This is a genomic window from Allobosea sp. RAF48 (assembly GCF_052114025.1).
Classification (GTDB): domain Bacteria; phylum Pseudomonadota; class Alphaproteobacteria; order Rhizobiales; family Beijerinckiaceae; genus Allobosea.
This window is the reverse complement of sequence record NZ_JBFRDZ010000001.1, coordinates 494,371-511,570: the sequence shown is the minus strand read 5'-3', so window position 1 is coordinate 511,570 and position 17,200 is coordinate 494,371. Positions and strand designations below refer to the sequence as shown.

Here is a 17,200-nt window from a genome sequence, read left to right as displayed (position 1 = left end):
GCGCAAAGCCCGGTCTCTCCCTGCGCCGCTAGCGCGTCGTTGGCTTTGCCGTCGCGGTCGTCATCGCCGCGTTCAGGATGCGCTCGCGCATCACAGGATCGAGACCGGCGAGGATCTCCGCCGCCTCGCGCGCGGCGGTGAGGCTGCCGGCGGCGTTGCGGGCGCTCGCCTGGGCGGTTTCGACGGCGTGGCGGACGGTCTGCGGCAGCGTCGTCTCGGCGGGCTTGTTGCCGTGAACCGGAGAGTTCACCGCAATCAACCCGATGATCGCGACCTTGCGCAGGAAGTGAGCCATCTCGATCTCCATCGCCGATGCCTTCCTTCGGCACCGGGCAAGCGAGATTAGGCATCGATCCGGAAAAATCGCGTCATTCCGGATGTTCAAATGCGAGTCGAATGCCACAGGCGATCTTCAGGTTCCATTCACCCTGCCGCGAACATCGAGCGCCATCACGGAAACGCGTGATTTTCACCTAAGTGTATGAAAAACAATGGGTAAATCCGGTTTTACGCTTCGGTCGGAAGTTCCGGGACTTTGCGCCTTAAGTCCCGCTTAAACCGCACGTGGCGAGATGCGTGACGCGGACGGGTGGTCCGCAAAGTTTAGGCGTTGCGTTCCGTATGGCGATCACTGCACTGAGGACACAGGCGGCGGCACTGGTACATGCATCGGTGCGGTCGAACCCGGCTGAGCGTTTGCGCCATGAGCGCTTCGTTCTGTCGCGTTTGCTCGTCGGAGGCGGTGCACTCAGTCTCGCTCCAGCCTATCTGGCCTGGCGCGGAGCGCTCGGAGCTTTCGAGGCGGTCATGGTTGTGGCTGCGGCCCTTCCCGTCCTGGCCGTCGTGCTGCTCTCCCGCACCGGCCGGCTCGACATCGCGCATCTGATTTCTTCGGCGGCCCTGTCTCTCTTCATCGTTGCGCTCGCCGCCGTGACCGGCGGCCTGTCCTCGCCGCTGCTGCTGTGGCTCGTCGTCGTTCCGGTCGAGGCAGCGTTTTTCGGTTCGCGTGACTTCGTCCTGAGGGCAGGCTGGATGGCTGTTACTGCCTTGGCGACCGCCATCGGCCTGCAGCATCTCGGCCTCCTGGCCGGGCCTGCCGTCTGGACCAGCGAAGCAATGTCGATGCTGGTCATCGCGGCCCTGGCGCAGGTGCTGATCGCAACCGCGATCATGCTGCGTCGGCGCGATGTCGCGGAACGCGCGCACCGTGCGGCGGATACGCGGGCGCAGCTTCTCCTCGATCACGTCGGTGATCTCGTGACCTGGCATGACGCCGGCGGCGCCGTCGTCTTCGCCAACGCCGCGGCGCGTGCGCTCGCCGGTGCCGAGCCGCGCGAACTGCTCGGGCGCGGCCTGCTTGATCGCGTCCATGTCGCGGACCGTCCGCTCTTTCTGAAGGCGCTGAGCGATGCCGCCCATGGCGATGGCACCGCCACGGCCTGCTTCCGCACGCTCTTCGTCCCGCGGGAAGGGGATAATCGCCGGCCGGTGTCGCTCTGGCTGGAAATGCAGGCCTATCGCACGGGGGAGGCCGAGGCGAAGGACGGTGCCGCCGTGGTCTGCGTGATGCGCGATGTCACGGAGCGCCGGGCCGCCGACGAGGAGCGCGATCGCGGCCACGCAGAGGCCTTGCGTGCGAATGACGTCAAGGCGCAGTTCCTGGCGACGGTCAGTCATGAACTGCGGACGCCGCTGAACGCCATCATCGGCTTTTCCGAGATGCTGGGCTCCGAGGAGAACGGCTGGATCGATGCGGCCAAGCGGCTCGAATACGCACGGATCATCCATGCCTCCGGCCACCACCTGCTCGAAGTCGTCAACACCCTGCTCGACATCTCGAAGATCGAGAGCGGCGCGATGGAGATCGAGCGGGACCCGCTCGATCTCGCCGAACTTGCCCGCGACTGCTGCACGCTGATGGCGCTGCGCGCCGAGAACGGCGGCATTGCGCTCGACCGTGTCGCCGGCCCGGCGCTTCCGTCGATAGAGGGCGATCGGCGTGCGCTGAAGCAGGTCGTGCTGAACCTGCTGTCCAATGCGATCAAGTTCACGCCGGCAGGCGGGCGCGTCGTGCTCGCTATCGTCCGCGACGGCGATATGATCGACCTCTCCGTTTCCGATACCGGCATCGGCATCGCGGCCGTGGACCTGCCGCGGCTGGGCGATCCCTTCTTCCAGGTCAGGGGCGCCTATGACCGCAACCATGAAGGCACCGGCCTCGGCCTCTCGGTCGTACGTGGCCTGGTCGGCCTCCATGGCGGGCGCATGACGGTCGAGAGCGCGCTCGGCGTCGGCACGCGGGTCTCGATCCGGCTGCCGGTCGGCTGCGCCGAAGCCGTCGAGCCGCTGGCCAAGATCGTCACTTTCGCACGGGCTCCGCGGAAGGGGCTCGAAACCAAAGAACCACTCCGTCTGACTGCCTGAAAACCGAGCTGACCGATGTCCGTGACCATGGCCGCCCGCGCCCATTCCAGCGCCTCCCTGTCCGCCCCCGTCCGGCGCGCGCAGCCGGCACGCCGCAAATCGTCCTGGCTCGGGCGGATCAGCCGCACGGTCGGGCGGCGGCCGGGCCGGGCGATCCTGCTTCTCGCCTTCGGTATCGTTTCCTGCGCGATCGTCACCAATGCGCTGATGTTCCAGAAGGCGCGTCACCCGGCGCCGATGCTCTCGGCTGCACCGGCGGCGCCGCCGCGCGCGGCGGCTGAACGCCGCTCCGAGCCGGCCTCGGCGCCGATCCAGGACGCTGCACCGGCTCCGCTTCCGACGCCGGCCGCGGTGCCGTCGCGGCCGCCGGCGCGGCCGTCCGACCTTTCGAATGCGCAGCCGGTGCGCGAGGCGGCGCCGCGTCCGCCGGCCCCGGTCGCCAGCCAGCCGCGCACGGCGCAGTCGGCGACGACGTCGGTACCCAAGGCCGCGCCGGTCCGCGACCCGATTGCCGACCTCATCAACGGTGGCGATCTCCGCCCGCCGGCCGACGTCAAGGGCGTGGCTTCCCGTTCCGCTGCCGCGCCGCGTCGATCGGCCGAGAACTGAGCCGGGCGGCGCCGGGCGATGGCGCGCCTGACCAGCGAATTCTGGGTATCGGCCTATCTGCGCCAGGCCGGTCTCGACGGGCTCTTCGCGGTGCTGCGGCGGCGGGGCGCGCGCGAGGCCGGTGCGATCTTCGTCAAGCTCGATCGCCTCGACGGCACGGCCGCCCTCTACGGCCCGGCGCCCCAATCATTGGCCGAGGACGATGGCGAGCGCCGCTTCCAACTCCTGATCGAAGCCGATCCGCTCACGGTCGAGGATCGGGTCGATAGGGAACTGCGCTTCGACAGCGATCTCTGGCTGGTCGAGATCGAGAATCGGATCGGCGATCCGCGCCTCAAACTGGCCGACGGATAGCGCTTTCTCTCAGCCCCGCTCGCGCTTTGAGCCGATCCGGCCAAGAACCTCGGTGAGACCGAGCTGAGCATCCGGGCGGGAAGCGCCGGGCCGGGCCGGCGTTCCGCTCGGGTCCATCGCCGGCTGGTGCTGGCCTTTGCGCGGCGAAGCGGACACCGGCAGTACGCCGGCAATCTGCATCGCCAGCCGAAACGCGATCGATGGCTTGACCAGCCGCATCAGATCGACCAGCGCGAAGATCCGTTCGACCGAATGCGCCGTCTCGTCGCCGAGGCGGATCAGGAAGCGCGTAGCGTCTTCGACGCGCACTCCGCTGGCGATGAGGCTCAGAGCCGCAAGATCACGTGAATCATCCTCTACCATCGCAGCAGCGAACGGCGCGCCGCCGCCGAGATGCCCGGCGACCGCGGCGAATGCGCTCGTGCGGTCTTCGCCGGCCAGGATGAGCCAGTCGGCAAAGGTCGAGCTAGCGACTGCCGGCCGCCGCTCGCTCGGATGCAGGGCCTCGCGCGCCATCAGCGATTCGAGAATGGCGAGGCGGCGCTCCGGCCCTGCGCGGAGGAAAAGTGGAGCGAGTTCGAGATTGGACAGGTCTTCGCGTGCCAGCAGGCCGAGCTGATAGGCCGCGTCGACCCGCGAGCGGGCGATCAGCGTGTCGACGGCGGCGCGGGGCAGCGGGGCCTCCCGATTGCCGATCAGGGCGAGATCGATGGCGCGTTCGGCTTCGGAAACCAGCAGCAGGACCGCGGTGTTGGTGAGGTCCTTGCGGACGGAGAGGGCGCTACGGATAGCGGCGTCGCCGGTCTCGGCAAGCCGTTCGAGCTCGGCGGGCGAAATCGGCATGCCATGACGCAGCATCTCGATCAGGACCGCGCCGCCGCGCGCGGCCAGCGTTGTCAGCACCGCGAGTGGGGTATGCCGCCAACCCGCGAGCTTGCGCGCCAGGATCAGCGCGGTCGGCTCGTCGACGGTCGGAACCAGCATCACCGCCATCTCGTTGAAGGCAGCGAGATCCTCCCGCGGCGGCTGCGGGGTCGACATCAGCAGGTCGGCCTTCACCCGCAGCGAGACCTGGCTGAGGCCGAGGTCGCCGTCGCGGGCGAGGCGGGCAAGATCGGCGAGTTCCTGGGAGATACGGGCAGGCATGGTTGGCTCGGCTGCGAATCCGATGGGTTCGCTCAAATTATCCCCGAGGCATTAAGGCCACGTTAACCATGCTGGAGCCTGATGTCCTTGAGGGCCTGCGTCGGGTGCGGCCTCGCGCACCAGGACGGCTCTCGCGATTGCAACTCGGGCGCTGGATAGGAGGCGCTGCATGGCCGTCATCATCCCCTTTGCGCTCTACCGCTACCCGCAGGCGCGGTCCTGCCCGTTTCCGCGACGCACGGCGGAAATCCTGTTCTTCACCGGTGTCCGCTATGAGCGCTCTGCCGAAACCTCGCCGCTTCAGGCCAAGGCGCGCCCCGCGCGGCGTCCGCGCAAGGCGATGCGCAAGATGGATCACAGGCAGCCCGCGTGAGACGACGACTACCCGATGAAACGCGGCCGCTCCGGCGCCGGTCCCGAAGCGTTGCCGCCCTGGCGCTGTCGTCAGGGCTTGCCCTTTCCGCCTGCTCGGCGACCGACGGCGATCTCGGCCGCCCGCGCCCGACCGTCTGGTCACAGCTGATCGCTCCGGAGGCGGGCTTCCTGTCGGCGGCCGGGCGAGGTGAGGCTGCGTCCTATTTCCGTCTGACTGACGATGAGGAGCAGCTTCGCGATCGCGCCTGGCGCTTCGTCATGCCCGGCAGCCCGCACAGCGTCTTCCAGGGCGAGATATCGAACTTCGCGCATAGCCGCATCCTGCCGGTCGCGGCACAATCAAACGACGTTTCGGATTATTTCCGCGGGCTGACCTCGATGTCCTTCGCCTCGCAAGTCTCGCGCTATAACCGCCTCGCGGAAGACGCGAATGCCGACCGCCTGCTGGTTGGCCCGTTCCGCGCCAATGCGATGCGCGTCGTCACCATGGATCGCGTCCGCATGCGTGCCGCCGAGGCCTCGCCGGATGTCATTCCCGGCAAGCAGGAGCCGGCCATGGCGCGCGTGATCGAGAATGAGGGACTGATCTACTGGGTCTGCGAGCGCCTGGATTTCCGGATCAGGAGCTATCGCTACGCGCTGACCAATCTCGTCGTCGAGATGCCCTCGCGTGAGGCGGTTCGGGCCGAACGCGCGATCATGGCGCTGGCGGCCGAATCCGCTCCGCTCTGCCAGATGCAGCTCAATGGCACTTTCGGCGAGGGCAAGCGGCCCGTGGTCTACAAGGGCTAGCGGGTCTCGCTCAGTTCGCCATCCCGCATTCGACACCCGTCGCGAGCCCTTCGGCATCGGCCTTGTCGGACGGCAGGCGGACGAGGACGCGCACCACGATCAGCCCCTGCTCGGTATCGGAGACGATACGCAGCTCCCGGCTGGTTTCGCCTTCCTCGTCGGCTGCGATGCGCTCGTCGCGCTGGGCTTCGGTCATGACCAGGAATTCGAGCACGCCGCGGATCGCCGCCCGGTCGGTGATCGCGTAGATCACGCCGCCGCCCTGACGGTGCAGTGTCAGGCCGAGCGGCAGAGCGCCGGTCCTGGCGACGACGCGCATCGGCCCGTTGGAGAGATCGTAGCTGCAGATCGCGGTGACGACATCAGGGTCGGCTTCGCGCAGCGCCGGCAGCCCCCGCGCATCGCCGGGCGCCGGGATGAGTTCGGCACGGCCGTTGGTGCCGAGTTCGCGATAGGCGTGCGCGGCATCGTGCAAGGACAGCGAGGGCACGGCCAGGATGGTGACGATGTGCACGATGGCAGCGAGGATCAGCCCCGCCAGCGTGGTCATGACAAGGCGCACGAAGCCGCTGCGCAGCCGGGCTCTCCATTTTGCCGCGGATGGAGCAGGGGGCATCGCCATGTCGTGTTCGATCGCGCTCATCGGCAGTCGAGGCGTTCGATGCGGGGCAGGTTGGTCGCCCGCGTCTCGCCCGTCTGGCTGGAGATCGGAGTGTCGTAGAGGCGCAAGCGGAACTGGAAGCGCCCGCTCGCCGGCAGGGGAAGCCAGTTGCCTGCCACGGGCGTTGCAGCCGCCGCGATGGACAATTGTCCGTCCTCGGTCCGGACGATCTCGGAATCCGTGAAGCTTGTGCGTTCCAGCGGCAGTCTGAACGGCAGCCCGTCGGTATCGGTGACGCCGAGCGTCCAGCCGCGCGTCGTCGGCGTGGCGCCGGACAGCCAGTAGCGGCAGCGCCCGTCGAGCAGTTGTCCGTCATCGTCGCGCTCGGCGATGAGCTCGAGGCCTTCGCCCGAGCCCAGCGGCAGATGGACGCCGCGGGCGAGATAGGCGCGCATGTAAGGGTCGATGTCGCGCCCGCCGCTGCGGGGCCAGGCCATCCAGGCCCCAACCTCGACCTTGCCGAGGGCGGGCCGGCCGGCCACGGCCCAATGCGCGGAGCCAAGGCCGAGCCCCGCTCCGAGCGCAAGGATATAGGCGAGATCGAGAATCCGCACGCTTGCCTTCCGCTGGCGTGATGCCCCTCACGCGAATTGACCCGTGTGAACACGGGCCGTCAACCGTACGCGCCTCCGGCACGCTGCGAAAAGCTGGCGGCGGCCTTTCGCCTAAAGCATGCTCTAAGCTTTTAGGATCGATCACCTTTCCTGCGATCGGACGCTTTCACCCAATCGCAGCGTGATCTAGCGCAGCCGCGTGTCGGCCCCCGAAACCTCGCGGATGCCGACCTGCACCGGCCTGCCGGCCACGCGCGATCGTTCGATCGTCTTGAACAGCGAGCCGACGGCCGACAGCGCCTCGAAGGATTGCCGCGGCATGTGTCCGGCGCCGGGCCCGGGCTGCTGGCCCGCATCAGGCGCCGCTGCGCCGGCCTTGGCCACGACCAGAGCCTTGGGATCGGTGGTGGGCACGCCCGGAATCGGCTTCAGCTCAAGCCCCTGATGGGCGAACTGCATGATCTCCTTGAAGGTCATCGCCGGCAGCGATCCGCCGGTCATGTTGGCGGTCTCGGCCGAGTTGTCGTTGCCGAACCAGACGGCCGCGACGAGGTTGCCGGAGTAGCCGACATACCAGGCGTCCTTGTAGCCGTTGGTGGTGCCGGTCTTGCCGGCCGTCACGACCCCGTCGAGCGCAGCGCGGCGGCCGGTTCCCTCGGTCGGCACTTTCGAGAGCATGAAGTTCATGTCCTGCGCCACTTGCGCGCTCAGCACCTGCTTGGGCGGCGGCTCGTCCCGGTCGTGGCGGTAGATGACCTCGCCCTGCGAGTTGGCGATCTCGATGGCGGCATAGGGCTTCGCCCGTTTGCCGCCATTGGCGAAGACGGCATAGCCCGCTGCCTGGTCGATGACGGTGACCTCGGCCGCGCCGATCGGCAGCGAGACCGTGTCGGTGAGCGGCGTGGTCAGGCCCATGGCATGCGCCGTCTCGACGATCTTCTTGCGGCCGATGGCGGCGGCGCGCGCCTCGTGCGTCTCGCCGGTGGCACGGCCGATGGCGATCGACATCTGCACGGGGATCGTGTTGATCGACTTTGCCAGCGCGACTGTCAGCGGTATCGAGCCGGCATAGGAGCGGCCGTAATTGTTCGGGCACCAGTTGCCGATGCAGACCGGGCGGTCGGTGACGATGGTGGAGGGCTTGTAGAGCCCCGACGACAGCGCCGCCGCGTAGACATAGGCCTTGAATGATGAGCCGGGCTGTCGCTGGCTCGCGGTCGCGCGGTTGAACTGGCTCGCGCCATAGTCCCGGCCGCCGACGATGGCGCGCACCGCCCCGTCCGGATCCATGACGACGGTCGCGGCCTGTTTGACGCGATAGGCCGGGCCATGCTGCCGCAGAACCGTCTCTATCGCTTCGTCCGCGCGTGCCTGGATCGCGGAATCATGCGGTGTCTTCACCAGCAGAACGCGATCCGGCCCGAGCTTGCCCTCGGCCACCAGCTCCTTCACCGCGTCGAAGGCCCAGTCGAGATAGTAGTCGGGGCTGGAATCGCGCTTGCGATCGACCGGTGTCGCCGGATTGCGCTTGGCGCTGTCGACCTGGCCGGCGGTCATGAAGCCGGCATCGACCATGGCGTTGAGCACGTCGTTGGCACGCGCGCGGGCGGCCGGCAGGTTCACATGCGGGGCATATTTCGTCGGCGCCTTGAACAGGCCGGCGAGCATCGCCGCCTCGGCCAGCGAAACGTCCTTCACCGACTTGCCGAAATAGTATTCGGCCGCCGCCGCGGCGCCGAAGGTGCCGCCGCCCATATAGGCGCGGTCGAGATAGAGCTTGAGGATCTCGTTCTTGCTCAGCCGGGTCTCCAGCCACAGCGCCAGGAAGGCTTCCTTGATCTTGCGGTCGAGCGAGCGCTCGTTGTTGAGGAAGAGGTTCTTGGCGAGCTGCTGGGTCAATGACGAGCCGCCCTGGACCACGCCCGAAGCCCGGGTGTTGACCAGCAACGCCCGGAAGGTGCCGATCAAGTCGATGCCGAAATGGTCGTAGAAGCGGCGGTCCTCGGTCGCCAGCACGGCCTTGAGCAGATGGTCGGGCATCTCCTCCAGCTTGAGGGAGTCGTCGTGACGCGCCCCGCGATGGCCGATCGGCTGGCCGTAGCGGTCGAGGAAAGTGACGGCGAGGACCTGGTTCTTGAGTGCTTCCTCATTGCCGATGCGGAAGGCGGGCAGCGCGAGCATCAGCAGGATGAGGGCGCCGACGATGCCGATGTTCAGGCCTTCGCTGGCGAACTCGGCCGCGATGCGCTTGAATCCGGTGACCGTCAGGCGGTCGGCCTGGCTGCGAATGCGTTCGTAGATTTCTCCGGCGCCGCGGCCCGCACCCCACAGGCTGGCATCGAGCCATGAGTCGGCGGCGAGCGCATAGCGCTTCAGCCGCGTCTTCCAGCCTGCCTTCCTGAACTCCATGGCCGTTCCAGGCTTCTCGAATGGCCCCCGACACAGTGCTGCCGTGCGATGATCGCGTTGGCAACAGCATTGCGCCCGAGAATGGACACATAGTTACGCGCCGTCTCCAGATAAGGGACGGGCGCAAAGAATCCTTTCCCGCGAGCAGGAAGCGAGCCAGTGCTATTGTCCCACCCTGATACAGAAGCTGCCGTCGAAGCGGCGCTCTTCCATCTTGGCGCGCGGCGGCGCATAAGCCGGTCATGACGCTGAAGCAGCCGAAAGACGAGCCGTTCTGGCGCACCACCCCGCTCGAGGGGATGTCGGTGGAGCAGTGGGAATCGCTCTGCGACGGCTGCGGCCGCTGCTGCCTCGTCAAGCTGGAGGACGAAGACACGGGGCGTATCTTCGCGACCGATGTCGGCTGCCGGTTGTTCGACGCCGGAACCTGCCGCTGCAAGGACTATCCGAACCGTTCGCTCAAGGTGCCCGACTGTGTGACGCTGACCCCGCACGACGTGCGCACGCTCCCCTGGCTGCCGCCGACCTGTGCCTATCGCCTCGTCGCGGAAGGCAAGGATCTGCCCTGGTGGCACCCTCTCGTTTCCGGGGATCCCGAAACGGTGGTGGCGGCAGGGGTGTCGGTCCGCGGCCGCGTCTTCGCCTCGGAGGACGACGTCCCGGAGGAGGAGGTTGCCGAACGCATCGTCAACTGGCCGCTGCGTTGGCCGCGCGGCGCGCGGGCAGGCCTGAAATGACGCGTCGGCGTTTGTGCGCTGCCCGGGATTTTGTTGCACCTGCTCATTGATTGTTCAGGTGCTTTTGGGCATGACCGCCCCGTCCCGCCGCCGGTGTCGCCAAGGCATCGACGGCATGCACACGAAACTTTCGCATCGCCGCGGCGTTGCTGCGCCCGGCTGCAAACGAAGAGGTTGAAGTGATGGCTGGTGGGAAGTGGGTCTACACCTTCGGCGACGGCAAGGCCGAAGGCGAGGCCGGGATGAAGAACCTGCTCGGCGGCAAGGGCGCCAACCTCGCCGAGATGAGCAATCTGGGCCTGCCGGTTCCCCCTGGCTTTACCATCACCACCGAGGTCTGCACCTCGTATTACGATAACGGCAAGAGCTTCCCGGCCGATCTCGACGGGCAGGTCAAGGTCGCGCTCGACGGCATGGCCAAGCTCACCGGCAAGACCTTCGGCGATCCCGCCAACCCGCTGCTCGTCTCCGTCCGCTCCGGCGCGCGCGCCTCGATGCCGGGCATGATGGACACCGTGCTCAATCTCGGCCTGAACGACGAGACGGTCGAGGCCGTGGCGAAGGCGGCCAATGACGAGCGTTTCGCCTGGGACAGCTATCGTCGCTTCATCACCATGTACTCCAACGTCGTGCTCGACATCGACCACGGCCTCTTCGAGGAGGCCCTGGAGGACTACAAGGAGCGCAAGGGCCTGCACCTCGACACCGACCTCAAGGCCGCCGACTGGAAGGTGCTGGTCGGCAAGTACAAGGACATCGTGAAGAAGGCGCTCGGCGCCGATTTCCCGCAGGACCCGCAGAAGCAGCTCTGGGGCGCTGTCGGCGCCGTCTTCTCCTCCTGGATGAACGCCCGCGCGATCAAGTATCGCGAGCTCAACAGCATCCCGGCCTCCTGGGGCACCGCCGTCAATGTCCAGTCGATGGTGTTCGGCAATATGGGCGACACCTCCGCGACCGGCGTCGCCTTCACCCGCAACCCCTCGACCGGGGAGAACGCGCTCTATGGCGAGTTCCTGATCAACGCCCAGGGCGAGGACGTCGTTGCCGGCATCCGCACGCCGCAGGACATCACCGAGACGGCGAAGAAGGAGGCCGGTTCCGACAAGCCCTCGATGGAGAAGGCGATGCCGGAGGCCTATGCGGAGCTCTGCCGCATCTACGGCATCCTCGAGAAGCACTATCGCGACATGCAGGACATGGAGTTCACCATCCAGGAAGGCAAGCTCTGGATGCTGCAGACCCGTTCCGGCAAGCGCACCGCCAAGGCGGCCCTGCGCATCGCGGTCGACCTGGCCACCGAGGGGCTCATCACGCAGGAGGAGGCGGTCGGCCGCGTCGAGCCTTCCGCCCTTGACCAGCTCCTGCACCCGACCATCGACCCCAGGGCCGAGCGCCGCGTGCTCACCACCGGCCTGCCGGCCTCGCCCGGCGCGGCCGCCGGCGAGATCGTCTTCAATTCGGATGATGCCGAGGCCGCCAAGAAGGCAGGCAGGAAGGTCATCCTCGTGCGTGTGGAGACGAGTCCCGAGGACATCCACGGCATGCACGCCGCCGAGGGCATCCTGACCACGCGCGGCGGCATGACCTCGCATGCGGCCGTCGTGGCGCGCGGCATGGGCAAACCCTGCGTCTCCGGCGCCGGCCAGATCCGCGTCGACTATGCCAAGGGCACGCTCTCCGTCGGCCCGACCACGCTGAAGGCGGGCGATTTCCTCACCATCGACGGCGGCAACGGCCAGGTGCTGCTCGGCGAGATCAAGATGCAGAAGCCGGAGCTCTCCGGCGAGTTCGCGACGCTGATGGGCTGGGCCGACAAGGTTCGCCGCCTCAAGGTCCGTGCCAATGCCGAGACGCCGGAAGACGCGAAGACCGCCCGCGAATTCGGCGCAGAGGGCATCGGGCTCTGCCGCACCGAGCACATGTTCTTCGAAGGGGACCGCATCCAGGCCGTCCGCGAGATGATCCTCGCCCAGGACGACAAGGGCCGGCGCGCGGCGCTCGCCAAGCTCCTGCCGGTGCAGCGTCAGGACTTCGTCCAGCTCTTCACCATCATGAGCGGGCTGCCGGTCACGATCCGCTTGCTCGACCCGCCGCTGCACGAATTCCTGCCGCAAGGCGAGAAGGAGATCGCCGAGGTTGCCGCGGCGCTGGGCGTCACGCCCGATGCGCTGAAGCAGCGCGCCGCGGAACTGCACGAGTTCAACCCGATGCTCGGCTTCCGCGGCTGCCGCCTCGCTGTCGCCTTCCCGGAAATCGCCGAGATGCAGGCCCGCGCCATCTTCGAGGCAGCCGTCATCGCCGCCAGGGAGACCGGCAAGCCGGTGATCCCCGAGGTGATGGTACCGCTCGTCATGGGCAAGCCTGAGCTCGATCTGGTCAAGGGGCGCATCGACGCCATGGCCAGGGCCGTGATCGAGGAGAGCGGCACGAAGATCGACTATCAGGTCGGCACCATGATCGAGTTGCCGCGCGCCGCGCTTCGCGCCGCCGAGATCGCCGAGAGTGCCGAATTCTTCTCCTTCGGCACCAACGACCTGACGCAGACGACGCTCGGCATATCGCGCGACGATGCCTCTTCCTTCCTCGGCGCCTACACCGCCAAGGGCCTGCTCGACGCCGATCCCTTCGTCACCATCGACCAGGACGGTGTCGGCGAGTTGGTGAAGCTCGCCGCCGAGCGCGGACGCAAGACGCGGCCCGGCATCAAGCTCGGCATTTGCGGCGAGCATGGCGGCGACCCGGCCTCGATCGGCTTCTGTGAGAGCGTCGGCCTCGACTATGTCTCCTGCTCCCCCTTCCGCGTGCCGATCGCGCGGCTCGCTGCCGCGCAGGCGGCACTGGGCGCGATCAAGCCGAAGGATGGCTGAGGCCAGCTTCCGTCATGCTCGGGCTTGACCCGAGCATCTCTTCGACGAGATTCCCGGCTCGCCGCGGTGCGGCGCCCGGGAATGACGCCCGGTCGTGAGAAGGCGTTCGCCCATGCCACAGCTGACCACTATCGGCTTCGATGCCGACGACACGCTCTGGCAGAACGAGCAATTCTTCCGGATGACGGAGGATCGCTTCGTCGCGCTGCTCGGTGAACATGGCGAGGCGGCCGAGATTTCCGGCCGCCTGCTCGAGGCGGAAAAGCGCAACCTCGGCTTCTATGGCTTCGGCATCAAGGGTTTCGTGCTCTCGATGATCGAGACGGCGATCGAGATCACCAGGGGCCAGGTTCCAGCCTCCGTCATCGGGGAAATCCTCGCGGCTGGCCGCGAGATGGCCGCCCATCCGGTCGAGACGTTGCCGCATGTCCATGAGACGCTTGAGGCCCTGTCCGGCGACTACCGGCTCGTGCTCATCACCAAGGGCGATCTCTTCGACCAAGAGCGCAAGCTCGCCCAGTCCGGCCTCGGCGATTTCTTCCATGCGGTCGAGATCGTCAGCGACAAGAAGGCCGCCACCTATGACCGCATCTTCACCCGTCACGGCGACGGCGCAGGGCGGGCGATGATGGTCGGCAACTCGCTGAAATCCGACATCCTGCCGGCGCTCGAGGCGGGTGCTTGGGCCGTGCATGTCCCGCACGATCTGACCTGGGTGCTGGAGCATGCCGAAGAGCCTGTCGGGCACGGTCGCTATCACGCAATATCGGACCTCGGCCCTCTGCGGGGCCTTGTCGAGCAACTGTTTCGCTAGCGTTTCGCAGCTCGGCCGTGGCAGGGGTCAGTCGACCCAAAGGCCATGTCTGCGATGCCATTCCTCGATCGATTCCTCCGGATAGCCTTCGAAGCTCAGGTCATTCGCTGCGATATCCGGGTCGACCCAACCGGCCTTGAAACGCAGCATGATATGGGTCTTCTCGGGAGCGTGCGGCAGATGGCTGTCGATTGCAGAGGCGAAGGGATGCAGCAGATCCGGCCAGCGCGGATCGAACAGCCAAAGCGCCGTCCCGCAGGTCTTGCAGAAGCGGCGCTGCGCCTGCGAACGCTCGCAGACACCGTCATCGCCTCTGATTTCCGCGCTGAAGCTGCCGATCGCGTCTCTGCCCTCGACCTTCAGCGTCGCCGCATCGGCCGACAGGTTGATCGCGAAGCCGCCACCGCCAGCGGTTTTGCGGCAAACCGAGCAATAGCAGAGCTGGTACGGCACCGGCGCATGGCTCTCTACGGAGAAGTGCACCGCTCCACAGCGGCATGAGCCCTTCAGCTTTATCGGCATGATGCAGCCTCCATTCGCCAGTAACACCGGCTTTCGCAGAGTGTTCCGAGATGTCTGCTGCAGGCTTACTGGACCCTTCTTGCATTCCGTGCTAGGGAGCACGATGTAAGACGAGATGCGGCCGGGTTCTGGCCACCCCTCCGCTCGGCGGCTTGTCCGGTCGGCGGTTACGAATCAGATCCACCACACATCGCTACAAGGCCATGGCGAGGCGTCCGCGCGTCCCGTCGTGTCATCACGATAGACGCGGATCTGAAACGTAAGGACTAACCCCATGAACAAGGGCACCGTGAAGTGGTTCAACACCACCAAGGGCTACGGCTTCATCACGCCTGAGAACGGCGGCCAGGACGTTTTCGTCCACATCAGCGCTGTCGAGCGCGCCGGCCTGCGCGAGCTGCGCGACGGCCAGGTCGTCTCCTTCGAACTCGTTGCCGATCGTAAGACCGGCAAGACCTCGGCCGGCAACCTCGTCGTCGCCTGAGCCAAACTACAGCCGGGACGGCGTCGCGCCGCCCGGCATACGACAAGCCTGCCGGCGCTGTGGCTAGCGGTTCGCCGGCGGGTTCGACTATCAGTATCAGGCCGGATGCGGGCCTGCGGCGCGCCGAATTCCACATGCGCCCCTCGCATCGCGGCGTCCGGAAAGACCTTTCTTGACCAAATTCACCGATCTCGGCCTCGCCGAGCCGCTGCTCAAGGCGCTCGCGGCCGAGGGCTATGAAACGCCGACGCCGATCCAGGCGCAGGCGATCCCCCACATTCTCGAGGGCCGTGACCTGCTCGGCGCCGCCCAGACCGGCACCGGAAAGACTGCTGCCTTCTCGCTCCCGATGCTGCATCGGCTGCTCGGCAAGCCGCGCCAGATGCCGCAGCGCGCGGTGCGCGCGCTGATCCTCTCGCCGACGCGTGAACTCGCCGCCCAGATCGAGACCTCGATCCGCACCTACGCGCAGTTCACCACGCTGCGCTCGACGGTGATCTTCGGCGGCGTGCCGGTCGGCAAGCAGATCCGCGCCCTCGGCGACAAGATCGACATCCTCGTCGCCACCCCCGGCCGCCTGCTCGACCTCGTCGACCAGCGCGCCGTCTCGCTGCGCGAGATCGAGTTCCTCGTCCTCGACGAGGCCGATCAGATGCTCGACCTCGGCTTCATCCATGCGTTGCGCCGCATCGCCACGCTGATCCCGAAGGAGCGCCAGACGCTGCTCTTCTCGGCGACCATGCCGAAGCCGATCCGCGAGATCGCCTCCGCCTATCTCACCCATCCGGTCGAGGTCGCGGTGACGCCGGTCGCGACGACCGCGGAAAAGATCGACCAGCGTGTCATCTTCACGGAGCAGAACGACAAGCCGGCATTGCTGGCGAAGACGCTGAACGTGCCCGAGCTCGAACGCGCCATCGTCTTCACCCGCACCAAGCACGGAGCCGACAAGGTCGTGCGCCAGCTCGGCCAGTCCGGCATCGAGGCGGCGGCAATCCACGGCAACAAGAGCCAGGGCCAGCGCGAGCGTGCGCTCGGCGCCTTCCGCGACGGTAGCTTGCGCATCCTCGTCGCCACCGACATCGCCGCCCGTGGCATCGATGTCGACGGCGTCAGCCATGTCGTGAACTACGATCTGCCGAACGTGCCCGAGAGCTATGTCCACCGCATCGGCCGCACGGCACGCGCTGGCGCTTCCGGCGTGGCCATCGCCTTCTGCACGCCGGAAGAGCGCGGCGATTTCGCCGCGATCGAGAAGCTGACCGGCGTCAAGCCGACACCGGTCGGCGAAGTGCCGTACTGGGACGGGCGCACGCCGAAGAAGCCGCAGCAGAATCGCGGTGGGCGCGGCCAGCAACAAAGCCGCCCGCAAGGGCAGGGCAGGCCGCAGGGGCAGCCCGCCCAGCAGGGCAAGCGAGCCGAGCACGCCGGCCACCGCAACCACGCCAATGGCGGCGGCCCGCGGCCGGAACGCCAGGACCGGCAAGAGCATCGCCCGCGCAATGCCGAGCGGCCGCAGCGCCCTGAGCAGACGCAGCAGCGAAAAGAAGCGGTTTCCGCAAAAGAAGGGCTTGGCGGCGTCGCGTTCTTGCAGCAAAGAACACAGCAACCACGCACCAACGGCGCCCGGCGGCGCGCGCGCTGACGCGCGATAGGCCAGAACAGGGTAGGCTACATCCCGGCTTCCGAGCCGGACGGTGGCCCGCTCCGCGCCAGGAGCCGGATCCGGCCAGATTGTTCAATCTGGCCGGTGAATCCGTCTCCGGACTACTGGTAGAGAACGCTTGATCCGGTCAGATTGCGCAGCAATCCGACCAGCGCGTGCTCTGGGGCTCACGAAGGACGACAGATGGCGAAAGAAGAACTGCTTGAATTCGACGGCACCGTGGTTGAGGTGCTCCCGGACGGCAACTACCGGGTCAAGCTCGACAACGACCACGTGATCCTGGCCTATGCGGCCGGCAAGATGAAGAAGAACCGCATCCGCACCATCGCGGGCGACAGGGTCATCGTCGAGATGTCGCCTTATGATCTCGATCGCGGCCGCATCAACTTCCGCCAGAAGACGGCCGGCCCGGCCCCCGGCGGTCCGCCGCGTCAGAACTTCCGCCGTCGCTGAGAGATCTGCCGATGCGCCTGTCGCGGAATGAGCTTCTCTTCATCGCGCTGGGCGCCATTCTCGGTGCTGCGGTCGGTTACGGCGTGAAAGCGGGCTTCGTCGTTCAGGACGGAGCCTTTCCGCCTTTCGTCATCGTGCTGCTGGGGCTCGGTCTTGCGGAGGTGCTGATCGGCTACGCGGCAGGCCGCTCGCCCGGCACGCTGGTCGGCATGCCCGCCCGCTTCCTCGCCTTCGTCGTCGGGGTCTGCATCTTCCTGCTCGGCGAACGCTACATCTGAGCGGGCGGATCGCGCCGCACCGCGGGCCCCCACGAAAAACCAGGCACCACGAAAA

Annotated in this window: 18 protein-coding genes; 12 read left to right on the top strand and 6 right to left on the bottom strand. The window is 67.1% G+C overall.

Annotation, left to right across the window (positions count from 1 at the left end; translation table 11 throughout):
* Positions 1-28: 28 nt before the first annotated feature.
* Positions 29-307: a hypothetical protein gene (locus tag AB4Z10_RS02465; RefSeq protein WP_441468766.1), complete on the bottom strand. Its 279-nt coding sequence runs from the start codon at positions 305-307 to the stop codon at positions 29-31.
* Between the two features lie 314 nt (positions 308-621).
* On the opposite strand from AB4Z10_RS02465, the gene AB4Z10_RS02460 reads away from it, so the two are divergent.
* The 3 genes from AB4Z10_RS02460 to AB4Z10_RS02450 are packed head-to-tail and all read left to right on the top strand — an operon-like array spanning position 622 to position 3,387.
* Positions 622-2,424, top strand: coding sequence for a sensor histidine kinase (locus tag AB4Z10_RS02460; protein ID WP_441468765.1), 1,803 nt, complete (start codon positions 622-624; stop codon positions 2,422-2,424).
* Between the two features lie 15 nt (positions 2,425-2,439).
* Complete coding sequence (locus AB4Z10_RS02455; protein WP_441468764.1) at positions 2,440-3,033, top strand: hypothetical protein; 594 nt, start codon at positions 2,440-2,442, stop codon at positions 3,031-3,033.
* An 18-nt stretch (positions 3,034-3,051) separates the two neighbouring features.
* The gene (locus AB4Z10_RS02450) at positions 3,052-3,387 is read left to right on the top strand and encodes a DUF1491 family protein (RefSeq protein ID WP_441468763.1); all 336 of its coding nucleotides are present in this window, start codon (positions 3,052-3,054) and stop codon (positions 3,385-3,387) included.
* 9 nt (positions 3,388-3,396) lie between these two features.
* Here the strand turns inward: AB4Z10_RS02450 and AB4Z10_RS02445 are convergent, their stop codons facing one another.
* Complete coding sequence (locus tag AB4Z10_RS02445) at positions 3,397-4,533, bottom strand: DUF2336 domain-containing protein (RefSeq protein ID WP_441468762.1); 1,137 nt, start codon at positions 4,531-4,533, stop codon at positions 3,397-3,399.
* Between the two features lie 169 nt (positions 4,534-4,702).
* On the opposite strand from AB4Z10_RS02445, the gene AB4Z10_RS02440 reads away from it, so the two are divergent.
* Together AB4Z10_RS02440 and AB4Z10_RS02435 are read left to right on the top strand one after the other, a co-directional pair.
* Complete coding sequence (locus AB4Z10_RS02440; protein WP_441468761.1) at positions 4,703-4,906, top strand: hypothetical protein; 204 nt, start codon at positions 4,703-4,705, stop codon at positions 4,904-4,906.
* Positions 4,903-5,700 (top strand): hypothetical protein, encoded by a 798-nt coding sequence (locus tag AB4Z10_RS02435; RefSeq protein ID WP_441468760.1) that lies wholly within the window; start codon positions 4,903-4,905, stop codon positions 5,698-5,700. The genes AB4Z10_RS02440 and AB4Z10_RS02435 overlap by 4 nt, the downstream gene beginning before the upstream one ends.
* A 10-nt stretch (positions 5,701-5,710) precedes the next feature.
* Here AB4Z10_RS02435 and AB4Z10_RS02430 read toward each other — a convergent pair whose 3' ends face one another.
* The 3 genes from AB4Z10_RS02430 to AB4Z10_RS02420 all read right to left on the bottom strand — a co-directional run bounded on the left by AB4Z10_RS02430 (position 5,711) and on the right by AB4Z10_RS02420 (position 9,324).
* Complete coding sequence (locus AB4Z10_RS02430) at positions 5,711-6,343, bottom strand: DUF1254 domain-containing protein (protein WP_441468759.1); 633 nt, start codon at positions 6,341-6,343, stop codon at positions 5,711-5,713.
* Positions 6,340-6,915, bottom strand: a complete 576-nt coding sequence (locus tag AB4Z10_RS02425; RefSeq protein WP_441468758.1) for a DUF1214 domain-containing protein — start codon at positions 6,913-6,915, stop codon at positions 6,340-6,342. Before AB4Z10_RS02425 ends, AB4Z10_RS02430 begins: the two co-directional genes overlap by 4 nt.
* A 186-nt stretch (positions 6,916-7,101) precedes the next feature.
* A complete protein-coding gene (locus AB4Z10_RS02420) occupies positions 7,102-9,324 on the bottom strand; it encodes a transglycosylase domain-containing protein (RefSeq protein WP_441468757.1) in 2,223 nt (740 codons plus the stop codon).
* A 242-nt stretch (positions 9,325-9,566) separates the two neighbouring features.
* On the opposite strand from AB4Z10_RS02420, the gene AB4Z10_RS02415 reads away from it, so the two are divergent.
* The 3 genes from AB4Z10_RS02415 to AB4Z10_RS02405 all read left to right on the top strand — a co-directional run bounded on the left by AB4Z10_RS02415 (position 9,567) and on the right by AB4Z10_RS02405 (position 13,742).
* Complete coding sequence (locus tag AB4Z10_RS02415; protein WP_441468756.1) at positions 9,567-10,061, top strand: YcgN family cysteine cluster protein; 495 nt, start codon at positions 9,567-9,569, stop codon at positions 10,059-10,061.
* 182 nt (positions 10,062-10,243) lie between these two features.
* Positions 10,244-12,928 (top strand): pyruvate, phosphate dikinase, encoded by a 2,685-nt coding sequence (gene ppdK / locus AB4Z10_RS02410; RefSeq protein WP_441468755.1) that lies wholly within the window; start codon positions 10,244-10,246, stop codon positions 12,926-12,928.
* 112 nt (positions 12,929-13,040) lie between these two features.
* Positions 13,041-13,742: an HAD family hydrolase gene (locus AB4Z10_RS02405; protein ID WP_441468754.1), complete on the top strand. Its 702-nt coding sequence runs from the start codon at positions 13,041-13,043 to the stop codon at positions 13,740-13,742.
* 27 nt (positions 13,743-13,769) lie between these two features.
* Here the strand turns inward: AB4Z10_RS02405 and AB4Z10_RS02400 are convergent, their stop codons facing one another.
* Entirely contained in the window at positions 13,770-14,264 is a 495-nt protein-coding gene (locus tag AB4Z10_RS02400) for a GFA family protein (RefSeq protein ID WP_441468753.1), read from the bottom strand.
* Between the two features lie 274 nt (positions 14,265-14,538).
* Here AB4Z10_RS02400 and AB4Z10_RS02395 point away from each other — a divergent pair, with 274 nt between their 5' ends.
* The 4 genes from AB4Z10_RS02395 (at position 14,539) to AB4Z10_RS02380 (ending at position 17,145) form a co-directional block, all read left to right on the top strand.
* Complete coding sequence (locus AB4Z10_RS02395; RefSeq protein WP_441468752.1) at positions 14,539-14,748, top strand: cold-shock protein; 210 nt, start codon at positions 14,539-14,541, stop codon at positions 14,746-14,748.
* 172 nt (positions 14,749-14,920) lie between these two features.
* Entirely contained in the window at positions 14,921-16,393 is a 1,473-nt protein-coding gene (locus AB4Z10_RS02390) for a DEAD/DEAH box helicase (protein ID WP_441468751.1), read from the top strand.
* A gap of 204 nt (positions 16,394-16,597) precedes the next feature.
* Positions 16,598-16,867 (top strand): translation initiation factor IF-1, encoded by a 270-nt coding sequence (infA, locus tag AB4Z10_RS02385; protein WP_047578165.1) that lies wholly within the window; start codon positions 16,598-16,600, stop codon positions 16,865-16,867.
* 11 nt (positions 16,868-16,878) lie between these two features.
* On the top strand, positions 16,879-17,145 hold the full coding sequence (locus AB4Z10_RS02380; RefSeq protein WP_441468750.1) for a hypothetical protein: 267 nt from the start codon (positions 16,879-16,881) through the stop codon (positions 17,143-17,145).
* The last annotated feature ends 55 nt before the right edge of the window (positions 17,146-17,200 follow it).